We start from the raw sequence: 20,893 nt of genomic DNA, 5'->3' as shown, positions 1-20,893 counted from the left end.
CAGAACTACTTGTGGTAAGGGTGGCCGGACAGGACTGTCCAGGCACGATACAGCTGTTCGCCGATCAGAATCCGCACCAATGGGTGCGGCAGCGTCAACGGCGACAACGACCAGCGTTGATCCGCCCGGGCACAGACTTCCGGCGCCAGCCCCTCGGGGCCGCCGACCATGAAATTCACCGTGCGCGAGTCCAGCCGCCAGCGATCGAGTTCGACCGCCAGTTGCTCGGTGCTCCAGGGCTTGCCGTGGACTTCGAGGGTGACAATGCGCTCGTTCGGCCCGACCTTGGCCAGCATGGCCTCGCCTTCCTGACGGATAAAGCGCGCCACGTCGGCGTTCTTGCCGCGGGTGTTGAGCGGAATTTCCACCAGTTCCAGCGCCAGCTCGGACGGAAGACGCTTGGCATATTCATGCCAGCCTTCTTCCACCCATTTGGGCATGCGTGAACCGACGGCGATCAGTCGCAGTCGCACAGCGGTCCCTTATTGCTGGTCTTTGTTGAGCTTGATGAAATGCTCATGGGTGTTTTCCGGGCTGTGGTGCGCGGCGCTGCCGGCACGGCTCTGCTCGGCACCCTGCCACAAACGCTCCAGGTCATAGAACTGGCGCGCACTGGCAGTCATCATGTGCACGATGACGTCGTCCATATCCAGCAGCACCCAGTCGCTGTCGCCCTTGCCTTCTTCACCCAACGGCTTGACGCCTTGGGCCTTGACCGCCTCGCGGACCTTATCCAGCATCGCGCCGATCTGGCGGTTGGAAGTACCGGTAGCGATGATCATGAAATCAGTGATGCTCTGCTTTTCACGAACGTCGATCACCAGAACATCCTGGGCCTTGACGTCTTCCAGGGCCGCTACGGCCACCTTGACCAGCTCTTCGCCGCGCAGTTCCGGGCCGGTATTGGCCACTACTGGCAGCGGAGCGCTCTTGAACGTGCCCTTGCGCTTTACTTTGTTTACGTCTTTGTCAGTCATATAAAACTCGTTTTGCTCGTGTGTTCGGGCGCTTCGATACACGCATTCACGTGCCTTGAAGCGCGCCCTTTTTCAGTTCGACGCACGGTAAAGCCCGTGCGCATCGATGTAGGCCAGGACCGCGTCGGGCACCAGGAAACGTACCGACTTACCGCTGGCCAGCAGTTGACGGATCTGGGTGGCGGATACCGCGAGCGGCGTCTGCCAGACGAATGCAATCTGTCCGCTCGGCCCTTTGAGGGCCAGCGGGTCGCTCACCGAGCGCGCTGCCAGCAGGTTGCGCAAGGCATCCGGCGGTTCGCTGTCGGCATCCGGGCGTTGCAGCACCAGGATGTGGCAATGCTGGAGCAACTCTTCCCAGCGGTGCCAAGTGGGCAGGCCGCAAAATGCGTCCCAGCCCAAAAGTAGAAAAACCTGGTCCGGGGCGGCCAGTTCGGCGCGCATCAGTTCCAGGGTGTCGATGGTGTAGGACGGTTTGTCCCGCTGCAATTCGCGGGCGTCCACTACCAACGGTGGCACACCGGCCACCGCGCACTTGACCATCGCCAGACGGTCCTTCGCCGACACCTGCGGCGTACCGCGATGAGGTGGCCTGGCACTGGGTGTCAGACGCAACTCATCGAGCGCCAGCGATTCGGCGACTTCCAGCGCACCGCGCAAATGGCCGATGTGCACCGGGTCGAAGGTCCCGCCCAGTACGCCAATGCGTCGAGGCTGGGGCTCGCTGGCGGTCACCTGGGCTGACGGGTCGAGGTCGCCCAAGTCAGAGCGACTCCTGGCCGCGCAACTGACCGTCACCGACCACGATGTACTTCTCGCAGGTCAGCCCTTCGAGGCCCACCGGGCCGCGGGCGTGCAGCTTATCAGTAGAAATGCCAATCTCGGCACCCAATCCGTATTCGAAGCCATCGGCAAAGCACGTCGGCGTATTGATCATCACCGAAGACGAATCGACTTCAGCCACGAAACGCCGGGTATCGGCCAGGTTTTCGCTGACGATCGAATCGGTGTGATGGGAGCCGTACTTATTAATATGCTCAATGGCCTGATCCAGACCGTCGACCACACGGATCGAGAGGATCGGCGCCAGGTATTCGGTGTGCCAGTCTTCTTCAGTGGCCGCAACGGCCTCGATGATCGCCCGTGTACGCTCGCAACCGCGCAGCTCGACGCCTTTTTCGCGGAACTGGGCAGCCATCGATGGCAGGAAATCCTTGGCGACTGCTTGATCCACCAGCAGGGTTTCCATGGCGCCACAGATGCCATAACGGTAAGTCTTGGCGTTGAACGCGATGCGCTGGGCTTTCGGCAGATCGGCGTGGGCGCTGACGTAGACATGACAAATGCCGTCCAGGTGCTTGATCACGGGCACGCGGGCATCGCGACTGACCCGCTCGATCAGGCCACGACCGCCACGGGGCACGATGACGTCGACGTATTCGGGCATGGTGATCAGCGCGCCAACGGCGGCACGGTCGGTGGTTTCGACCACTTGCACCACGGCGGCCGGCAGATCTGCCTCGGCCAGGCCTCGCTGGATGCAGGCGGCAATGGCACGGTTGGAATGAATCGCCTCGGAGCCGCCACGCAGGATGGTCGCGTTGCCAGACTTCAGGCACAGGCTGGCGGCATCGATGGTCACGTTCGGCCGTGATTCGTAGATGATCCCGATCACGCCCAATGGCACGCGCATCTTGCCGACCTGGATACCAGACGGGCGATAACTCATGTCGCGGATCGCACCCACCGGGTCGGGCAGTGCTGCGACCTGACGCAAACCGACGATCATGCCGTCGATGCGCTCCGGGGTCAGTGCCAGACGTTCCAGCAAAGCAGGTTCCAGACCATTGGCGCGGCCGGCGGCCAAATCCAGTTCATTGGCAGCCGTCAGTTCGGCGCGTGCAGCGTCCAGCGCATTGGCAGCCGCCTGCAATGCGCGGTTTTTCTGCGCGGTGCTGGCACGGCCGATCACGCGGGAAGCTTCGCGGGCGGCGCGACCCAAACGGGTCATGTAGTCAAGAACGGACTCTGTCATGGTCTGCAATGGTCTTTGCTAAGGTCTTGGTAAAGAGTAAAGCGGCAGATTATAGCTGTCGCGTCCCGGGACTAACAGCGGTGACAGGCGGATGGTCGAAATGGAGCGCAATTTGCCGACGTTCAGCCGTGATTAAGCCGCATATTGTTATCATCACAACTCAATCAGCCCTGATAAACGCTGTTCATCATGACCAACCTGCCTGTTTCTGCATCCACTACGCGCCAGCCCACGGGGCTGCCGGATGCATTTTTCGACCGCGATGCCCAAACGCTGGCCCGGGATTTACTGGGCAAGATCATCCGCCATAAGGTCGGCGACCTGTGGCTCAGTGCCCGGATCATTGAAACCGAAGCCTATTACTGCGAAGAAAAAGGCAGCCACGCCTCCCTTGGCTACACAGAAAAGCGTAAGGCTTTGTTTCTGGATGGCGGCCACATCTATATGTATTACGCCCGCGGCGGCGATTCGTTGAATTTCAGCGCTCAGGGTCCGGGTAATGCGGTATTGATCAAATCAGCCTATCCGTGGGTCGATGAACTGAGCGGGCCAGCGAGTCTGGCGCAGATGCTATTGAACAATCCCGATGCTCAGGGCCGCCCTCGCCCCTCGCAAAAGCTGTGTGCCGGACAGACGCTGCTTTGCAAGGCGCTGGGGCTGAAGGTGCCGGTCTGGGACGCCAAGCGCTTCGACCATGAAGTACTGCTGGTGGAAGATGTCGGGCCGGCGCCCGGCCACATTATCCAGACCACACGCCTGGGCATTCCCCAGGGACGCGACGGACACTTGATGTACCGTTTCGTTGATGCGGCTTACGCACTTTATTGCACACGCAACCCGCTGCGCCGGGGGCAGGTCGAAGGGCGCGATTATTTTTTGCTGTCCTGACAGCTGCTGAATCTTGATGCAAAGGAGATCCTTGTGGGAGCGGGCTTGCCCGCGATAGGGCCATACCGGTCAACATCAATGCTGACTGTCCCGGCGCCATCGCGGGCAAGCCCGCTCCCACAGGGTTTTATGGTGTTGTTTAAATTGTGTTCGCCCACCAAGGGCCAATTGAATCAGATGGAGTTGTTTTTATGGGCCCATGGCTCGATAGCGTGACCGGTTGGTTGACGGTCAATCCGCAGTGGTTGGCCGCGGCAGTGTTCATCGTGGCTTGCGTTGAATGCCTGGCGATTGCCGGGCTGATCGTGCCCGGCACAGTCTTGTTGTTTGCCGTGGCGGTGCTGGCCGGCAGTGGCGCGTTGTCATTGGGTGAAACGCTGCTGCTGGGTTTGCTCGGTGGTGTGTTGGGTGACATTGTTTCGTACTTTTTGGGGCGCCATTTCCACCAGAACATCCGGCGTCTGCCGGGGTTGCGCCATCATCCGGAATGGATGGCCGGGGCCGAGGCGTATTTCCAGCGTTATGGCATTGCCAGTCTGTTGGTTGGACGTTTTATCGGCCCGCTACGACCGATGCTGCCGATGGTCGCCGGGATGTTCGACATGCCATTCCCGCGCTTCGCCGTCGTCAGCTTGCTGGCCGCCGCAGGCTGGAGCGTTGCGTATCTGCTGCCCGGCTGGGCCACGGGAGCGGCGATTCGATTGCCGTTGCCGGAAGGTTTCTGGCCCGAGGCCGGAATTGTCGCGGGCAGCATTGCACTGATGGTGGGGCTGAGTGCCACCAGCAGCCTGCGCCGGCATCGCAAAGCCACGATGTTCATCACCAGCATGAGCCTGCTGATTCTGGCGGGGCTGTTTATTGGCTATCCGCACCTGAGCGCTCTTGATCAAGGCGTGATGACGCTGGTGCAGGAACACCGCAGCCCGATGCTCGATGAAGTGGCCGTGGTGTTCACGCTGATCGGTGAATTCCGCAACATGTTTATGCTCAGCGCGCTGCTGACCGTTTTGCTGTTGCTGACACGACAATGGCGACACGCGCTCTTCGCCGGCGGCACCCTGCTGTTCACCGCGCTGGGCAACACCGCGACCAAGCACTTTTTCGCCCGTGCGCGCCCGGAAGTGCTGAGTGATCCACTGATCAGCTACAGCATGCCCAGCGGCCATGCCTCGGGCTCTTTCGCATTGTTCTTGACGCTCGCAGTGCTGGCCGGTCGCGGACAACCGCCGCGCATGCGCCTGACCTGGTTGTTGGTGGGCTGCTTGCCAGCGCTGACGATTTCCTTTTCACGGGTGTACCTGGGGGCGCACTGGCCGACCGATGTGCTGGCCGGGGCGATGCTGGCGGCATGCGTGTGCGCGGCCAGCCTTTGGCTGACTCAACGCCAGACTTCGCTCACCGCCATGCCGCCGAAAATCTGGTGGCTGGTGTTGCCTTCATTGGTGGCGTTGTTCGGTTTCTTTGTGTTGAGGCATATGCCGCATGCGATGTTGAGATATGCGTACTGAAAAGATCAAAAGATCGCAGCCTTCGGCAGCTCCTACAGGACGTACGCCAATTTAACTGCCGCAGGCTGCGATCTTTTAGCGGACGTCAGGCAAACAACTCACCCTGCAACTCATCCAGCAACGCCTGAATCGCATCCAGCCGCTGCTGCGGATTATCGAGTTGCAGCAGGTTTATCTTGTCCACCTCGGCAAATGGCAACAGGTACGCCAACTGATTGGCCAGCGACTGCTGCCCCGTCGCTTCGGTGCCCATGTTCAGCGCTTCGACCATCGGGTGTTCCGCCAAGGCCTTGAGCAGCGCGACCAGGTCGGCGTCTTCATCCTGTAGCGGTTGTTCGGGTTCATCTTTGAGCCATTCGACTTCGGCGACGATCAACTGGTCGCGCTGCACCTCGGTGCGCACAACGTGGAAACGCCGCCCGCCTTTCACCCGAATGCCCAGCAGGCCATTGTCTTGCTGATGGAAATCGGTGATCAGCGCCTCGCACCCCACCCGTGCGTAGCCTTCGGGGGCGATGCCGACTTCCTTGCCGTCGAGGATGCACACCACCCCGAAGCCGCCGCCCTGTTTCATGCAGCGACCGATCATGTCCAGGTAGCGCGCCTCGAAGATCTGCAAGTCGAGGGTGCAGTCCGGAAACAGCACCGTGTTCAGCGGAAAAAGCGGCAGACTCATAGACATTTCCTTACACCACCATCGACACCGCCAACGGCAGGAATACCGCCGTGGCTACGCCCATCAGACTCATCGCCAGCGCCGCAAAGGCACCGCATTCTTCACTCTCCTGCAAGGCCACCGAGGTGCCGACCGCATGAGCGGTCATGCCCAGGGCCATGCCTCGAGCCTCTGGGCTGTGGACACCGAGACGGGTCAAAAGACTCGGCCCGAAGATCGCCCCGATTACCCCGGTAATCAACACGAACACCGCCGCCAGTGCCGCGACGCCACCAATCTGCTCTGCCACCAGCATGGCAATCGGCGAGGTGACCGATTTGGGTGCCATGGTCATCAGGATCATGTGTTCGGCGCCGAAGCCCCAGCCCAGCAACACACCCATGCCCGTGGCGACCACGCCGCCTATCACCAGCGTAGTAAATATCGGCCAGAACAACTGCCGGATCCGCCGCAGATTGAGGTACAGCGGTACCGCCAGCGCAACAGTGGCCGGCCCGAGCAAGATACTGAGGATCTCGGTGCTCTTGCGATATTCGGCGTAGCTCAGGCCGCAACCCACCAGGACAACGATGACCAGCAACATGGAGACCAGTACCGGTTGCAGAAAAATCCAGCGGGTTTTCTCGTAGGCCGCCAGCACCAATTGATACGCGCCCAACGTAATGCCGATACCGAACAACGGATGATGAATCACCGCCGCCCAGGCGCCCTGCCAATCGAAAATCATTGGTCGTCCTCGCGATGAGCGTGACGCTTGACCAGGCGCTGCATCAATACGCCGGCGAAGGCCATCGATAGCAGCAGCGACAACACCAGCGCACCGGTGATCGCCCAGAAATCCGCGGCGATATCGGCGGCGTAAACCATCACGCCCACCGCTGGCGGCACCAGCAGCAACGGCAGATAACGCAGCAGGCTGCTGGCCGCGAGGTTTAGCGGCTCGCCGACTTGACCGCGGATAATCAGATATCCCAGCAGCAACAGCAGGCCAATGATCGGCCCCGGTAGTACCGGCAAAAACAAATGGTTGAGGGCGGTGCCGAGCAATTGAAAAAGCACCAGCCAGGTCAGGCCACGTAACAACATCCATTCTCTCCCACGCGTGCTCCCCACAAAGAAGGGACCCGGCATTATAAGCACGCCAACGCTATGAATCGGCATTCGCCAAAAGCATGGATAGTTGACCGGAGCAATTTGCCATGTTGATCTAAAGTGGTTCGCAGGGAGGTCAAATCCCCCCACTCGAAAACTATAAAACCGATGACCCAAGGAGAGTCTCAATGCCCTATGTTCCAGTTGCAGAGCTCAAAGATTATGTCGGCAAGGAACTCGGACGTTCCGAATGGCTCACCATCGACCAGGAACGCATCAACCTGTTCGCAGAAGCCACAGGTGATTATCAGTTCATCCATGTCGACCCGGTCAAAGCCGCGCAAACACCTTTTGGCAGCACCATCGCCCATGGTTTCCTGTCGTTGTCGCTGATCCCCAAACTGATGGAAGACATCCTCATCCTGCCCGAAGGCGCAAAGATGGTAGTCAACTATGGTCTGGACAGCGTGCGTTTCATCCAGCCTGTGAAGGTCAATTCCAGGGTTCGACTCAAGGTTGACATGAACGACGTCATCGAGAAGAAACCCGGCCAATGGTTGCTCAAGGCAACCGCCACGCTTGAAATTGAAGGGTCGGACAAACCGGCATATATCGCCGAGCCACTGTCCCTCTGCTTCGTGTAAAGCATCCCGGATGCGAAGCAGCTCACGCTGTTTCGCGCCGTGCCTGTGCCGTGTCTCTATAAATGCGACACATAGCTGCGGCATACTCGGTCGCCTAATTGCCCGGATCCCGCTATGCGCTCACTTGCACTCCTTGCTTTGACCCTGTTGCTCACCGCTTGCGGCGATGGCGAATCGCTGTTGCCCCCTGACGCCCGCCTGCCGGATGGCGGACGCTATCGCGGTGATCTGGTCAATGGTTTGCTGCAAGGTCAAGGCCGCATCGATTACCCGAACGGCAGCTGGTACGCCGGCCAGTTCGACAAAGGCCAATGGCATGGCCAGGGCGAATGGCATGGCAGCAACGGCGAGGTCTATCGCGGGCAATTCCAGCAAGGGCTATTCGACGGCCAAGGCACGCTGACCACCACTGGCAGCAGCTACACCGGCGGTTTCAAGGCGGGTCGACGCGACGGTGAAGGCACCCTCAAAGAAAACGCCATGACCTACCGCGGCGAATTCAAGGCCGATCAATATTCAGGGCTCGGTCGTCTGGAACTCGCAGACGGCAGCCAGTACCAGGGTCAATTCGCCCACGGCAAACCCAACGGCGAAGGCCAGCGCAGCGATGCCAGCGGCAATCAGTTCACCGGGCATTTCGCCGACGGTCAGCTGGAAGGCAATGGCACCTTCAACAGCGCCGATGGCGATATCTATGTCGGCGGTTTCAAGAACAATCAACTGCACGGCAAGGGCCGCTACGAGAACGCCGATGGCGATGTCTGGCTCGGTCAGTTCAAGGAAGGCGTGCTCAGCGGCAAGGGCGAGTTGATCGGCGCCGATGGCAGTCACTACATCGGTCACTTCAGCGACTGGCGTTTCACCGGTCAGGGTCGCTTGAACCTGGCCGATGGCAGTTTCTATATCGGCCAGTTCGACGGCGACAACTATCAGGGCCGAGGTACTTTGGTGCTGACCGATGGCACGGTGCAGAGCGGCACCTGGGTCAACAGTCAGCGCGTGCGCGATGCCGACGGCAAGCTGCTACCCGACCCTCTCGAACTCGGTTTGCTGGCTCAAGGTCGCTTGCTCGACGATGCACTGGCCAATGTCCCGGCCTCTACCTCGGCAGTCGAACTGTACACCTTGACCCTCGGCGGCGATGGCAAGCAGAGCGTGTTCCTGCGCGAGTCCGACTACGTCGCCAACATGCTCGCCAGCCGTTTCGGCGCCTTCGGCCAGATCCGCCTGGTCAACCATCGCGATCACCTCGGCGACCGGCCGATGGCCACCCGGGAAAACCTGCGCCGCGCCGCCCAGACCCTGGCCGAACGCAGCGGCCCGGAAGACCTGCTGTTCATTTACCTGACCAGCCACGGCAACAGCGAACACGAACTGGTGCTCGACCAGCCACGCATGGAACTGGCCGACCTGCCCGCCGACGAACTCGCCGCCGTCCTCGCGCCCCTGAAAAAGCGCGACAAAATTATCGTGATTTCATCGTGCTATTCCGGTGGCTTCATTCCCGCCCTCAAGGACGAACGCACCCTGATCATGACCGCCTCGCGCGCCGATCGAGTGTCCTTTGGGTGTTCGGAAGAAGCCAACTTCACGTACTTCGGCGACGCGCTGTTCGCCCAGGCGCTGAACCAGACCGACGACCTGGAGCAAGCCTTCAAACTGGCCAGTGCCACCGTGGCCGAGCGTGAACTGGCCGACAGCTTCGAAGCCTCCGAGCCACAGATCTGGGCGCCGAAAACCGTTCTCAGCCACTGGCAGCTGTTGCGCAAACAACAGGCACGAAAGGCACTGCAAAGTGTCTCTATCAGCAAGGATGAAAAGAGCAACTAAGCTGAATAGTATCAAGGGGGAATGACTATGTACTTGACGCCTCAGCATGTATTGCTTGCCGGAGCTACCGGGTTAACCGGTGAACATTTGCTTGACCGTCTACTCAACGAGCCAACGATTACACGGGTATTAGCCCCCTCACGCCGGCCATTGGCCGAGCATCCTCACCTGGAAAACCCGGTCGGCGACCCGACGGTGTTTTTGCCGCAATTGAACGGTCGCGTCGACATTGCCTATTGCTGCCTGGGCACTACGATCAAGCAGGCCGGCTCCGAGGAAGCGTTTCGCGCGGTGGACCTGGACATGGTCGTGGCTTTCGCCAAACGTGCGCGAGAAATGGGCGCACGGCACTTGATCGTGATCAGCGCCTTGGGTGCCGATCGCAGATCCTCGATTTTCTACAACCGGGTCAAAGGCGAGATGGAACACGCATTACGCGCGCAGAATTGGCCGCAGCTGACCATTTGCCGGCCTTCGCTGTTGTTGGGCGATCGCGTCGAGCCGCGACTGGGCGAGCGGGTTGCCGGCCCATTGTCGAAATTGATTCCGGGCAAATACCACGGCATCGAAGCCTGCCAACTGGCCCGCGCCATGTGGCGCCTGGCGCTGGAAGAGCAGGATGGCGTGCGGATTGTCGAGTCGGATGAGTTGCGCAAGTTGGGCAAGTAATTCAGCGGCGCCCAAGAGGACGCCATCGCGAGCAGGCTCGCTCCCACATTTGATTGGCGGCGTTCACATATTTTGTGTCCACTGAAGATCTAATGTGGGAGCGAGCCTGCTCGCGATAGAGCGCGAAGCGCTCTCCTACAATCCGCCAGTCGCCTGAAAACTTACGCCAATCACCGTCAACAACGACAACGGCAACAGCAGCGTGTCGAGCAACGCACTGGCCGGCAGATCAACAGCCGGATAACTCGGCGCTTCGGCGCCAAATCGGTCCATGGCGCAGCACCCGCCGTTCATCGCATACAAATCCAGACGCGTCCCCGAATACACCACCGGCGCTCCAGGCTTGGCCGCATCGAGGGTGCGCGCGGTGGCGCAGCCCGCCAATTGCAAAGCCAGCAGGATGATCAGCAGCTTATTCATCGCTGCTCAAATGGTGTTCGCCCCAACGCGGCAGCATGTCTTGCGGGATATTCAAACAGTTGAGAATTCGCGCCACGACGAAGTCGATCAAGTCATCGATAGTCTGCGGCTGGTGATAGAAGCCCGGCGACGCCGGCAAAATCGTCACGCCCATGTTCGACAGCTTGAGCATGTTCTCCAGATGAATGCTCGAATACGGCGCCTCGCGGGGCACCAGAATCAGCTGGCGGCGCTCCTTTAAGGTCACGTCGGCAGCCCGCTCAATCAAGTTGTTGCAGGCGCCGGTCGCGATAGCCGACAAGGTCCCGGTAGAACACGGCACCACCACCATCGCCGCTGGCGAGCCAGAGCCCGACGCCACTGGCGACATCCAGTCTTCCTTGCCGTACACCCGAATCTGCCCGGCGGCGGCGCCGGTGTATTCCGTGAGGAAGGCTTGCATCATCTGTGGTTTGGACGGCAGCGAGACATCGGTCTCGGTGGCCATCACCAGTTGCGCAGCCTTGGAAATCAGGAAGTGTACCTCGCGGTCTTCACGCACCAGGCAGTCGAGCAGACGCAAGCCGTACTGGGCGCCCGAAGCGCCGGTCATCGCCAGCGTGATGCGTTCCGGGCCGTTGTTCATTGCAGCGCCTCGGCGAGTTTGCCGTGCAGGCCGCCGAAGCCGCCGTTGCTCATGATCACCACATGAGTGCCGGGCTGAGCCTGGCTCTTCACGCGCTCGATGATGCCTTCCAGCGAATCGCTGACGATCGACGGCACCGTGCACAATGCTGCTGTGGCGCCCAGATCCCAACCGAGGTTGGCCGGGGAATACCAGATCACCTGATCGGCATCGACCACACTTTCCGGCAAGCCATCACGGTGCGCGCCAAGCTTCATGGAGTTGGAGCGCGGCTCGATGATCGCGATCAGCGGCGCATCGCCAATACGTTTGCGCAGACCGTCGAGGGTGGTGGCGATGGCGGTCGGGTGGTGAGCGAAATCGTCGTAGATCGTGATGCCACGCACTTCCGCGACCTTTTCCATCCGGCGCTTCACGCTTTTGAACGCGCTCAGTGCAGCGATGCCCATCGACGGCACTACGCCGACATGACGTGCGGCGGCCAAGGTGGCCAAGGCGTTGGCGACGTTGTGCTGACCGGTCATGTCCCACTCGACCACGCCTTGAACGGCGCCTTCGAACATCACTTCGAATTTCGAGCCGTCTTCACTGAGCAGTTTGACTTGCCACTGACCGCCGGCACCGGTGGTTTGCACCGGGGTCCAGCAGCCCATTTCGATAACCCGCAGCAATGCCGGCTCGGTGGTCGGATGAATCACCAGGCCTTCGCTCGGGATGGTCCGCACCAAATGGTGGAACTGCCGCTCGATGGCTGCCAGATCAGGGAAGATGTCTGCGTGGTCGAATTCAAGATTGTTCAGAATCGCTGTACGCGGGCGGTAGTGAACGAATTTCGAGCGCTTGTCGAAGAACGCGCTGTCATATTCATCGGCTTCGATCACGAAAAATGGCGTATCACCCAGACGCGCCGACACCGAGAAATTCTGCGGCACGCCGCCGATCAGGAAACCCGGGCTCATGCCCGCGTGCTCCAGGACCCAGGCAAGCATACTGCTGGTGGTGGTTTTACCGTGAGTGCCGGCAACCGCCAGCACCCAGCGGCCTTGCAACACGTGATCGGCCAGCCATTGCGGGCCGGAGACGTACGGCAGGCCCTTGTTCAGCACGTATTCGACGGCCGGGTTGCCGCGGGACATGGCATTGCCGATCACCACCAGGTCCGGGGCGGGATCGAGCTGCGCCGGGTCGTAACCTTGGGTCAACTCAATGCCCTGGGCTTGCAGCTGAGTGCTCATTGGCGGATAGACGTTGGCATCGGAGCCCGTCACGTGATGGCCCAGCTCTTTGGCCAAAACCGCCATCGAACCCATGAAAGTGCCGCAGATACCAAGAATATGAATGTGCATAGTCGACCTCGTAAAACATGGCCGCAGGTTAGCGTAGGGAGGGGAAAATCGCACTCTTTAGCTGAGCGTGAGGCAACCGTTTGGCTGATCCGGCACGCTTTTGGTGGCGAGGGAGCTTGCTCCCGCTGGGTTGCGAAGCAGCCCCAAAACCAGTCAACGCGGTCATTCGGATCACCCGATTGCCAACTTTACGACTGCTGCGCAGCCGAGCGGGAGCAAGCTCCCTCGCCACAGGACTCAATCAGTCAGACAGAGCGGGCGATACCGTGTTTGCGCAGCTTTCTATAGAGGGTATTGCGGCTGACGCCCAGCTGTTCGGCGGTGTGGGTCATGTGCCAGCGCTGCTGCTCCAGCACCGTCAGCAACGCCAACCTCTCGGCATCGTCCAGCGGATACTCGGACGATTCTTCAACCGCCGACGCCGTCACCGGTCGGGCCTGGCGAATCGTCGCCGGCAGATCCTCCAGCCCGATCCGGCCGCCATCACACAATGCTGCCAGGGTCCGCAGCACATTGCGCAGCTGCCGCACATTGCCCGGCCAGGCAAAATCCAGCAAGGCCTGCCGCGCCGGGGCATCAATCAGAACCGTCTCCCCGCCCGCCTCTTCGGCCAGCAAAAAGTCGAGTAACTGTGATTTGTCAGCGCGCTCACGCAACGCCGGCAATGCGACTTCCAGTCCATTGAGCCGGTAATACAAATCCTCGCGGAAACTGCCGTCCTGCACCCGTTCAAGCAGATTGCGGTGGGTGGCACTGATGATCCGCACATTGACCGATTCCGGCTCACCGCCAATCGGCACCACCTGACGGTCTTCCAGCACCCTTAATAGCCGGGTCTGCATGCTCAGCGGCATGTCACCGATTTCATCGAGGAACAACGTCCCGCCATCGGCCTGCTGCAACTTGCCCCGCATGCCTTCCTTGCGAGCACCGGTGAAGCTGCCGCCGCGATAGCCGAACAGTTCGCTTTCGATCAGGCTTTCGGGAATCGCCGCGCAATTGAGGGCAACGAAAGATTGTGCTGCCCGTTGACTGGCCTGATGCACGGCTTTGGCGAAAGCTTCCTTGCCTGAGCCGGTTTCGCCATTGATCAGCAACGGCACGTCCCGTTCAAACACGCGCAAGGCCTTGCGGAAATCCTCCTGCAACGCGGCATCGCCCAGGCAAATGCCTGACAAGCGCGGGCGCTCGGCAACCATCGGGCTTTGCACCACCGGCACCGGAATACTGCGCGGCTGCCCGCGCAATACGGCAAACAACCGCCGCCCGTCACGGGTGCGCAATGGCCAACTGGCGCTGGCATTGGCGCTCGCACGGCCGAGCAACTCATCCAGCGAGCAGTCGAAAAACGCCTCCACCGGTTTGCCCAACAGCCCACCACGAATATGTCCCAGCAAATTCAGCGCACTCTGGTTCACCGCACAAATCCGCCCTTCCCCGTCAAACGCCAGCAACCCTTCGCTGAACAGCCCGACGGATTCGGCCTGAAGGTGAAAACGCAGCAACCATTGATTGTCGAAGTAACGCAGGAAATAGCAGCTCTCGATCATCTTCGCCGACAGATTGACCAAGGCCATGGTGTGGAATTGGCTCTGCCGCGAAACCTCGTGACGCGCCGAAGACACGTCGAGTACCGCCAGCAGCTCGCCGTGCGGATCGAACACCGGGCTCGCCGAGCAGGTCAGGCCGGTGTGACGCCCCCGAAAATGTTCGTCTTGATGGATGGTCAGGGATTGGCGCTCCACCAGGCAGGTGCCGATGCCGTTGGTGCCTTCGCAGGCTTCGCTCCAGTCGGCGCCAAGCCAAAGGCCGGCGCGCTCGAAAATCTTACGTTCGGTGGGCGCGGTGACGCAGTTGAGGATCACCCCGCGAGCATCGGTCAGCAGCACCGCGTGGCCGGCGCCGGAAAGTTGCTGGTGGAGGCTGGTCATTTCGGTGCCGGCGATCTGCAGCACTTGCTGCAAACGTTCGCGGCTTTCCAGCACGCGGCCATGCTCCAGTACCGTCGGCGCCATGGTCAGGGCCGGGTCGAGGTGATAATCCTCAAGACAACGCAGCCAGGAACGGGCAATGGACGGATCGCTGCCGGGACCGTGCAGGTGGGATTTGCCTTGGGTCACGGTCAGCACTTGCTGGGCATGGCGACTCAAATGGTTATCGTGCATTTCTTATTATTCTCCCCGATAGCTGTGCTGCCCCCGCTAAGAGGCTGGCACACACCTTGTGGCGAGGGAGCTTGCTCCCGCTCGAGTGCGAAGCGCTCGCCAAAAATCATGACCGGCAGACATTTTGGGGCTGCTTCGCAGCCCAGCGGGAGCAAGCTCCCTCGCCACAGAGGATTACCAGTGTGGCAATTTTGAGGCCCAGCATCCTCCAGCCATCGACGCATTGCAATGCTGGCAAGACCCGCCAGTCACAGCCTGCGCCACAAACGGTACAAAGTGTCACAGGGGCTGTACCGCAAGCGTCACAAACGCTGCCCATTCGTCCGACAAAAAACACGCAAGGCCTTGATTTACCTGATCTGCAGCGCAGTGGCCCGACCTTTGCTCTACGCTTAATGCAGCGCTTTAGCGCGTCCTCCCTTATAAGCACAAAAGCCAAGGAGAAATCACCATGCGTTACGCTCACCCCGGTACTGAAGGCGCTATCGTTTCGTTCAAGAGCAAATACGGTAACTACATCGGCGGCGAGTTCGTCGCGCCTGTCAAAGGTCAGTACTTCACCAATACATCGCCGGTCAACGGCCAACCTATTGCCGAATTCCCGCGTTCCACGGCCGAAGACATCGAAAAGGCCCTGGACGCTGCCCATGCCGCCGCCGATGCCTGGGGCGCCACGTCCGCCCAGGCACGCTCGCTGGTCCTGCTGAAAATCGCCGATCGCATCGAACAGAACCTGGAAGTGCTGGCGATCACCGAATCCTGGGACAACGGCAAGGCCGTTCGCGAAACCCTCAACGCCGACATCCCGCTGGCCGCGGACCACTTCCGCTACTTCGCCGGTTGCATCCGCGCCCAGGAAGGCAGCGCCGCCGAGATCGACGGCAACACCGTGGCCTATCACATCCATGAACCTCTGGGCGTGGTCGGGCAGATCATTCCGTGGAACTTCCCGATCCTGATGGCCGCCTGGAAACTTGCTCCGGCCCTCGCCGCCGGTAACTGCGTGGTCCTTAAACCGGCCGAGCAAACGCCACTGGGCATTACCGTGCTGATGGAACTGATCGGCGACCTGCTGCCACCCGGCGTGCTCAACGTGGTGCAAGGCTTCGGCAAAGAAGCCGGGGAAGCCCTGGCCACCAGCAAGCGCATCGCCAAGATCGCTTTCACCGGTTCGACCCCGGTCGGCTCGCACATCATGAAATGCGCCGCCGAGAACATCATTCCGTCCACCGTGGAACTGGGGGGCAAGTCGCCGAACATCTTCTTCGAAGACATCATGCAAGCCGAACCGACTTTCATCGAGAAAGCGGCTGAAGGCCTGGTGCTGGCGTTCTTCAACCAGGGCGAAGTCTGCACCTGCCCGTCCCGCGCCCTGGTGCAAGAGTCGATCTACGACGAGTTCATGAAAGTGGTCATGAACAAAGTCCTGCAAATCAAACGTGGCGACCCGCTGGACACCGACACCATGGTCGGCGCCCAGGCATCCGAGCAGCAATTCGACAAAATCCTTTCGTACCTGGAAATCGCCAAGGGCGAAGGCGCCGAGTTGTTGACCGGCGGCAAAGTGGAAAAACTCGAGGGCAGCCTGGCGACCGGGTATTACATCCAGCCGACCCTGCTCAAGGGCACCAACAAAATGCGCGTGTTCCAGGAAGAAATCTTTGGCCCGGTGGTGAGCATCACCACTTTCAAGGACGAAGCCGAAGCCCTGGCCATCGCCAACGACACCGAGTTCGGCCTGGGCGCCGGCCTCTGGACCCGCGACATCAACCGCGCCTACCGCATGGGCCGCGCCATCAAGGCCGGTCGTGTGTGGACCAACTGCTATCACCTGTACCCGGCTCACGCCGCGTTCGGTGGTTACAAAAAGTCCGGCGTCGGCCGTGAAACCCACAAGATGATGCTCGATCACTATCAGCAGACCAAAAACCTGCTGGTGAGCTACGACATCAATCCGTTGGGCTTCTTCTAAAAACCGGGGGCGATACAGGTAGTTCTGTATCGCCCTTCAGATGGTCATCGCGGGCAAGCCCGCTCCCACAGTGATTTGGGTCAACCCCAACAGGTGAATTTATCCCATAACCCTGTGGGAGCGGGCTTGCCCGCGATGGCGTCCTTAAACGCACCGTAAATCATCGCCCTGCCTGTCTGGCATGGGCTTTGCGTGCCCGCTCTACACCTAAAACGCCATACCCGAAAGTCCAACAGATCAAACAATAAAAAAGACAGAGAGGACTTATGACTTCTACTACACAGCTCAAACCCACACTCGGCACCCTGCACCTATGGGGCATTGCCGTCGGCCTGGTGATTTCCGGCGAGTACTTCGGCTGGAGTTACGGCTGGGGCACCGCGGGGACCCTGGGTTTTCTCGTCACCGCCCTGATGGTGGCGACGATGTACACCTGCTTTATCTTCAGTTTCACCGAATTGACCACCGCCATTCCCCACGCTGGCGGGCCGTTTGCCTATAGCCGACGGGCCTTCGGCGAAAAAGGCGGACTGATCGCCGGCATTGCGACCCTGATCGAATTCGTCTTTGCGCCACCGGCAATTGCCATGGCCATCGGCGCTTACCTCAACGTGCAATACCCGGAACTTGACCCGAAGATCGCTGCTGTTGGTGCCTATTTCGTGTTCATGGGCTTGAATATCCTCGGCGTGAGCATCGCTGCCACGTTCGAATTGGTGGTCACCGTGCTGGCGGTCGCCGAATTGCTGGTGTTCATGGGCGTGGTCGCACCGGGCTTCAGCTTCAGCAATTTCGTGCTCAATGGTTGGTCGGGTTCCAACGAATTCACCATGGCCTCGATCCCCGGCATCTTTGCGGCAATACCTTTCGCAATCTGGTTCTTCCTCGCCATTGAAGGCGCAGCCATGGCCGCCGAAGAAGCCAAGGACCCGAAACGCACGATTCCCAGGGCTTACGTCAGTGGCATTCTGACCCTGGTGTTCCTGGCCATCGGCGTCATGGTGATGGCTGGCGGCGTCGGCGACTGGCGCCAACTGTCGAACATCAACGATCCGCTGCCTCAGGCGATGAAAGCCGTGGTCGGCAACGATTCAACCTGGATGCACATGCTGGTCTGGATCGGCCTGTTCGGCCTGGTGGCGAGCTTCCACGGGATCATTCTTGGCTACTCGCGACAGTTCTTCGCCCTGGCTCGCGCCGGTTACCTGCCCAAAGGGCTGGCCAAGCTGTCGCGCTTCCAGACGCCGCACCGGGCGATTCTGGCGGGCGGCGTAATCGGCATCGCGGCAATCTACAGCGACGGCCTGGTCAACCTGCAGGGCATGACGCTGACGGCGGCAATGATCACCATGTCGGTATTCGGCGCCATCGTGATGTACATCATCAGTATGCTGAGCCTGTTCAAATTGCGTAAAACCGAGCCGAACCTGGAGCGTACCTTCCGCGCACCGGGCTACCCTATCGTGCCGGGGATCGCGCTGTTTCTGGCCGTGGTGTGCCTGGTGGCGATGGCGTGGTTCAACACCTTGATCGGGTGTGTGTTCCTCGGGTTCATGGCGGCCGGCTACCTGTATTTCCAACTGACGGCCAAGCAGCGTTCCGACGCGCCGGCGGATGCAATGCTCGAAGGTATCTAATTGCACCGGCGCCGGGCGCACGCCCTATTTGGGAGCGCCCCATTCCTGTAGGAGCGAGGCTTGCCCGCGAAGGGCATGATGCGGTCTGACTGATACACCGCGTTATCGTTTTTCGCGGGCAAGCCCCGCTCCTACAGGTCATCAATTAATCAGGAGGACACCATGGCCGTATTTGCCCATACCGTCGGCGCCCAGACCTACCGCTTCGACAGTCTGAAAGACGTCATGGCCAAAGCCAGCCCGGCGCGCTCCGGGGACTTTCTGGCTGGCGTTGCCGCCCTCAATGATGGCGAGCGCGTGGCCGCGCAGATGGCCCTGGCTGACATCCCGCTGACTCATTTCCTACAGGAAGTATTGATTCCTTACGAGACCGATGAAGTCACCCGGCTGATCATCGACACCCACGACAAGCAAGCTTTTAAAGCGGTCAGCCACCTCACTGTCGGTGGCTTTCGCGATTGGCTGCTCAGCGACGCCGCCGACGAACAGAGCCTGCGCGCCCTCGCCCCGGGCCTGACCCCGGAAATGGCCGCCGCCGTGTCGAAGATCATGCGCGTGCAAGACCTGGTGCTGGTGGCGCAGAAAATCCGCGTGGTCACGAAATTCCGCGGCACTCTGGGCTTGCGCGGCCGGCTCTCGACACGCCTGCAACCCAATCACCCCACCGACGAACCGGCCGGTATCGCCGCGAGCATTCTCGACGGCTTGCTGTACGGCAACGGTGACGCGATGATCGGCATCAACCCGGCCACCGACAGCATCGCTTCGATCTGCGCCATGCTGGAAATGCTCGATGCGATCATCCAGCGTTACGAAATTCCTACACAGGCCTGCGTGCTGACCCACGTCACCACCTCCATCGAGGCGGTGAATCGCGGCGTTCCGCTGGACCTGGTGTTCCAGTCGATCGCCGGCACTGAAGCGGCCAACGCCAGTTTCGGTATCAACCTAAACGTCTTGCAGGAAGGCTATGACGCAGGCTTGAGCCTGAATCGCGGCACGTTGGGCCAGAATCTGATGTATTTCGAGACTGGCCAGGGCAGCGCCTTGTCGGCCAACGCCCATCACGGCATCGATCAACAGACCTGCGAAACCCGCGCCTACGCCGTGGCACGCCATTTCAAACCGTTTCTGGTGAACACCGTCGTAGGCTTCATCGGCCCGGAATACCTCTACAACGGCAAACAGATCATCCGCGCCGGCCTCGAAGACCACTTCTGCGGCAAGTTGCTGGGCGTGCCCATGGGTTGCGACATCTGTTACACCAATCACGCCGAAGCCGATCAGGACGACATGGACACCCTGCTGACCCTGCTGGGCGTGGCCGGGATCAACTTCATCATGGGCATCCCCGGCTCTGACGACATCATGCTCAATTACCAGACCACGTCGTTCCACGACGCCCTCTACGCCCGCAAAACCCTGGGCCTGAAACCGGCGCCGGAGTTTGAACAGTGGCTGGCGAACATGGGCATCTTTACCCAGGCAGACGGCCAAATTCACTTCGGCGACAACCTGCCACCGGCCTTCCGCCAAGCCATGGCGCAACTGGGATGAGTATTGAGATGGATAAACCACCTGTCGATCCGCAAAACCCATTGCTGGAACTGCGTCGCCTGACCCCGGCACGTATTGCCCTCGGTCGTACAGGCACCAGTATGCCGACCAGCGCGCAGCTGGATTTTCAGTACGCCCATGCACAGGCCCGGGATGCGGTGCATCTGCCATTCGATCACAGGGGGCTCAGTTCGCAACTGGCCGAGCGTGGACGTGAGAGTTTGCTGTTGCACAGCGCCGCCACGGACCGGAACAGCTATCTGCAGCGCCCCGATTTGGGGCGCAAGTTGAGTGATGAGTCGGCGCAGACCCTGCGCGACTATGCTCGGAATCATCCTGGCGGGGTGGACTTGGCGGTCGTGGTGGCCGATGGCCTCTCGGCATTGGCCGTTCATCGCCACACCTTACCGTTTCTGGCGCGCATGGAAGAACAGACAGCCGCTGAGGGTTGGTCCCTGTCGCCGGTGATTCTGGTGGAACAGGGCCGAGTTGCAGTGGCCGACGAGATTGGCGAGCTATTAGGCGCGAAAATGGTGGTCATTTTGATCGGCGAACGCCCCGGCTTGAGCTCGCCAGACAGCCTGGGGTTGTATTTCACCTATAATCCCAAAGTCGGACTGACAGACGCCTATCGCAACTGCATCTCGAATGTCCGGCTCGAAGGCTTGAGTTACGGCATGGCGGCACACCGCTTGCTGTATTTAATGCGCGAAGCCTGTCGGCGGCAGTTATCGGGGGTCAGTCTGAAGGACGAAGCCCAGGTTCAGACGCTGGAGTCGGACATTGGTGCAGATATGAAAGGTAATTTCCTACTGAGCCCGTCGGATACCTGAACCGTTTCCGCATTGCGTT

Annotated in this window: 20 protein-coding genes; 9 read left to right on the top strand and 11 right to left on the bottom strand. The window is 60.4% G+C overall.

The window, feature by feature from the left end; all coding sequences use genetic code 11:
- Nucleotides 1-5 precede the first annotated feature (5 nt).
- From rlmH to AB7M26_RS09100, 4 genes are all read right to left on the bottom strand, one after another.
- Nucleotides 6-473, bottom strand: coding sequence for a 23S rRNA (pseudouridine(1915)-N(3))-methyltransferase RlmH (gene rlmH, locus AB7M26_RS09115; protein ID WP_003185785.1), 468 nt, complete (start codon nucleotides 471-473; stop codon nucleotides 6-8).
- A 9-nt stretch (nucleotides 474-482) separates the two neighbouring features.
- Complete coding sequence (rsfS, locus tag AB7M26_RS09110) at nucleotides 483-977, bottom strand: ribosome silencing factor (protein WP_038981377.1); 495 nt, start codon at nucleotides 975-977, stop codon at nucleotides 483-485.
- Between the two features lie 72 nt (nucleotides 978-1,049).
- A complete protein-coding gene (gene nadD / locus AB7M26_RS09105; protein ID WP_123498550.1) occupies nucleotides 1,050-1,739 on the bottom strand; it encodes a nicotinate-nucleotide adenylyltransferase in 690 nt (229 codons plus the stop codon).
- A 1-nt stretch (nucleotide 1,740) separates the two neighbouring features.
- Nucleotides 1,741-3,012: a glutamate-5-semialdehyde dehydrogenase gene (locus tag AB7M26_RS09100; protein ID WP_123498548.1), complete on the bottom strand. Its 1,272-nt coding sequence runs from the start codon at nucleotides 3,010-3,012 to the stop codon at nucleotides 1,741-1,743.
- 189 nt (nucleotides 3,013-3,201) lie between these two features.
- Here AB7M26_RS09100 and AB7M26_RS09095 point away from each other — a divergent pair, with 189 nt between their 5' ends.
- The gene (locus tag AB7M26_RS09095) at nucleotides 3,202-3,900 is read left to right on the top strand and encodes a DNA-3-methyladenine glycosylase (RefSeq protein ID WP_123498546.1); all 699 of its coding nucleotides are present in this window, start codon (nucleotides 3,202-3,204) and stop codon (nucleotides 3,898-3,900) included.
- A 191-nt stretch (nucleotides 3,901-4,091) separates the two neighbouring features.
- Nucleotides 4,092-5,408: a bifunctional DedA family/phosphatase PAP2 family protein gene (locus AB7M26_RS09090; RefSeq protein ID WP_123498544.1), complete on the top strand. Its 1,317-nt coding sequence runs from the start codon at nucleotides 4,092-4,094 to the stop codon at nucleotides 5,406-5,408.
- 85 nt (nucleotides 5,409-5,493) lie between these two features.
- Here AB7M26_RS09090 and AB7M26_RS09085 read toward each other — a convergent pair whose 3' ends face one another.
- From AB7M26_RS09085 to AB7M26_RS09075, 3 genes are read right to left on the bottom strand one after another with little or no spacing between them, the layout of a single operon-like run.
- The gene (locus AB7M26_RS09085; RefSeq protein WP_123498542.1) at nucleotides 5,494-6,084 is read right to left on the bottom strand and encodes an LON peptidase substrate-binding domain-containing protein; all 591 of its coding nucleotides are present in this window, start codon (nucleotides 6,082-6,084) and stop codon (nucleotides 5,494-5,496) included.
- Between the two features lie 10 nt (nucleotides 6,085-6,094).
- Nucleotides 6,095-6,811, bottom strand: a complete 717-nt coding sequence (locus tag AB7M26_RS09080) for an LrgB family protein (RefSeq protein ID WP_123498540.1) — start codon at nucleotides 6,809-6,811, stop codon at nucleotides 6,095-6,097.
- Nucleotides 6,808-7,170 carry a CidA/LrgA family protein gene (locus tag AB7M26_RS09075; RefSeq protein WP_008070142.1) on the bottom strand — a complete coding sequence of 121 codons (363 nt, stop codon included), beginning with the start codon at nucleotides 7,168-7,170 and terminating at the stop codon, nucleotides 6,808-6,810. Before AB7M26_RS09075 ends, AB7M26_RS09080 begins: the two co-directional genes overlap by 4 nt.
- 194 nt (nucleotides 7,171-7,364) lie before the next feature.
- Here AB7M26_RS09075 and AB7M26_RS09070 point away from each other — a divergent pair, with 194 nt between their 5' ends.
- From AB7M26_RS09070 to AB7M26_RS09060, 3 genes are all read left to right on the top strand, one after another.
- Nucleotides 7,365-7,820 (top strand): MaoC family dehydratase, encoded by a 456-nt coding sequence (locus tag AB7M26_RS09070; RefSeq protein ID WP_007894347.1) that lies wholly within the window; start codon nucleotides 7,365-7,367, stop codon nucleotides 7,818-7,820.
- 114 nt (nucleotides 7,821-7,934) lie between these two features.
- On the top strand, nucleotides 7,935-9,650 hold the full coding sequence (locus tag AB7M26_RS09065) for a C13 family peptidase (protein ID WP_123498538.1): 1,716 nt from the start codon (nucleotides 7,935-7,937) through the stop codon (nucleotides 9,648-9,650).
- 27 nt (nucleotides 9,651-9,677) lie between these two features.
- The gene (locus tag AB7M26_RS09060) at nucleotides 9,678-10,319 is read left to right on the top strand and encodes an oxidoreductase (RefSeq protein WP_123498536.1); all 642 of its coding nucleotides are present in this window, start codon (nucleotides 9,678-9,680) and stop codon (nucleotides 10,317-10,319) included.
- A gap of 135 nt (nucleotides 10,320-10,454) precedes the next feature.
- Here the strand turns inward: AB7M26_RS09060 and AB7M26_RS09055 are convergent, their stop codons facing one another.
- From AB7M26_RS09055 to AB7M26_RS09040, 4 genes are all read right to left on the bottom strand, one after another.
- Complete coding sequence (locus tag AB7M26_RS09055) at nucleotides 10,455-10,739, bottom strand: YceK/YidQ family lipoprotein (protein WP_123498534.1); 285 nt, start codon at nucleotides 10,737-10,739, stop codon at nucleotides 10,455-10,457.
- A complete protein-coding gene (ubiX, locus tag AB7M26_RS09050) occupies nucleotides 10,732-11,364 on the bottom strand; it encodes a flavin prenyltransferase UbiX (RefSeq protein WP_007894343.1) in 633 nt (210 codons plus the stop codon). Before ubiX ends, AB7M26_RS09055 begins: the two co-directional genes overlap by 8 nt.
- On the bottom strand, nucleotides 11,361-12,710 hold the full coding sequence (gene mpl / locus AB7M26_RS09045) for a UDP-N-acetylmuramate:L-alanyl-gamma-D-glutamyl-meso-diaminopimelate ligase (protein ID WP_123498532.1): 1,350 nt from the start codon (nucleotides 12,708-12,710) through the stop codon (nucleotides 11,361-11,363). The genes ubiX and mpl overlap by 4 nt, the downstream gene beginning before the upstream one ends.
- A 245-nt stretch (nucleotides 12,711-12,955) precedes the next feature.
- Complete coding sequence (locus AB7M26_RS09040) at nucleotides 12,956-14,875, bottom strand: sigma-54-dependent Fis family transcriptional regulator (protein ID WP_123498530.1); 1,920 nt, start codon at nucleotides 14,873-14,875, stop codon at nucleotides 12,956-12,958.
- Nucleotides 14,876-15,326: 451 nt separating this feature from the next.
- Here AB7M26_RS09040 and exaC point away from each other — a divergent pair, with 451 nt between their 5' ends.
- The 4 genes from exaC (at nucleotide 15,327) to eutC (ending at nucleotide 20,874) form a co-directional block, all read left to right on the top strand.
- Nucleotides 15,327-16,847, top strand: a complete 1,521-nt coding sequence (exaC, locus tag AB7M26_RS09035; protein WP_052967093.1) for an acetaldehyde dehydrogenase ExaC — start codon at nucleotides 15,327-15,329, stop codon at nucleotides 16,845-16,847.
- 266 nt (nucleotides 16,848-17,113) lie between these two features.
- The gene (gene eat, locus AB7M26_RS09030) at nucleotides 17,114-18,484 is read left to right on the top strand and encodes an ethanolamine permease (RefSeq protein WP_123498528.1); all 1,371 of its coding nucleotides are present in this window, start codon (nucleotides 17,114-17,116) and stop codon (nucleotides 18,482-18,484) included.
- A 162-nt stretch (nucleotides 18,485-18,646) separates the two neighbouring features.
- Nucleotides 18,647-20,041, top strand: a complete 1,395-nt coding sequence (locus tag AB7M26_RS09025) for an ethanolamine ammonia-lyase subunit EutB (RefSeq protein ID WP_429374707.1) — start codon at nucleotides 18,647-18,649, stop codon at nucleotides 20,039-20,041.
- Between the two features lie 8 nt (nucleotides 20,042-20,049).
- Entirely contained in the window at nucleotides 20,050-20,874 is an 825-nt protein-coding gene (eutC, locus tag AB7M26_RS09020) for an ethanolamine ammonia-lyase subunit EutC (RefSeq protein ID WP_185022184.1), read from the top strand.
- The last annotated feature ends 19 nt before the right edge of the window (nucleotides 20,875-20,893 follow it).

Source organism: Pseudomonas sp. F-14 TE3482, from assembly GCF_053629455.1.
The sequence above is the reverse complement of the archived record's forward strand: the minus strand, read 5'-3'. Positions and strand labels throughout refer to the sequence as shown.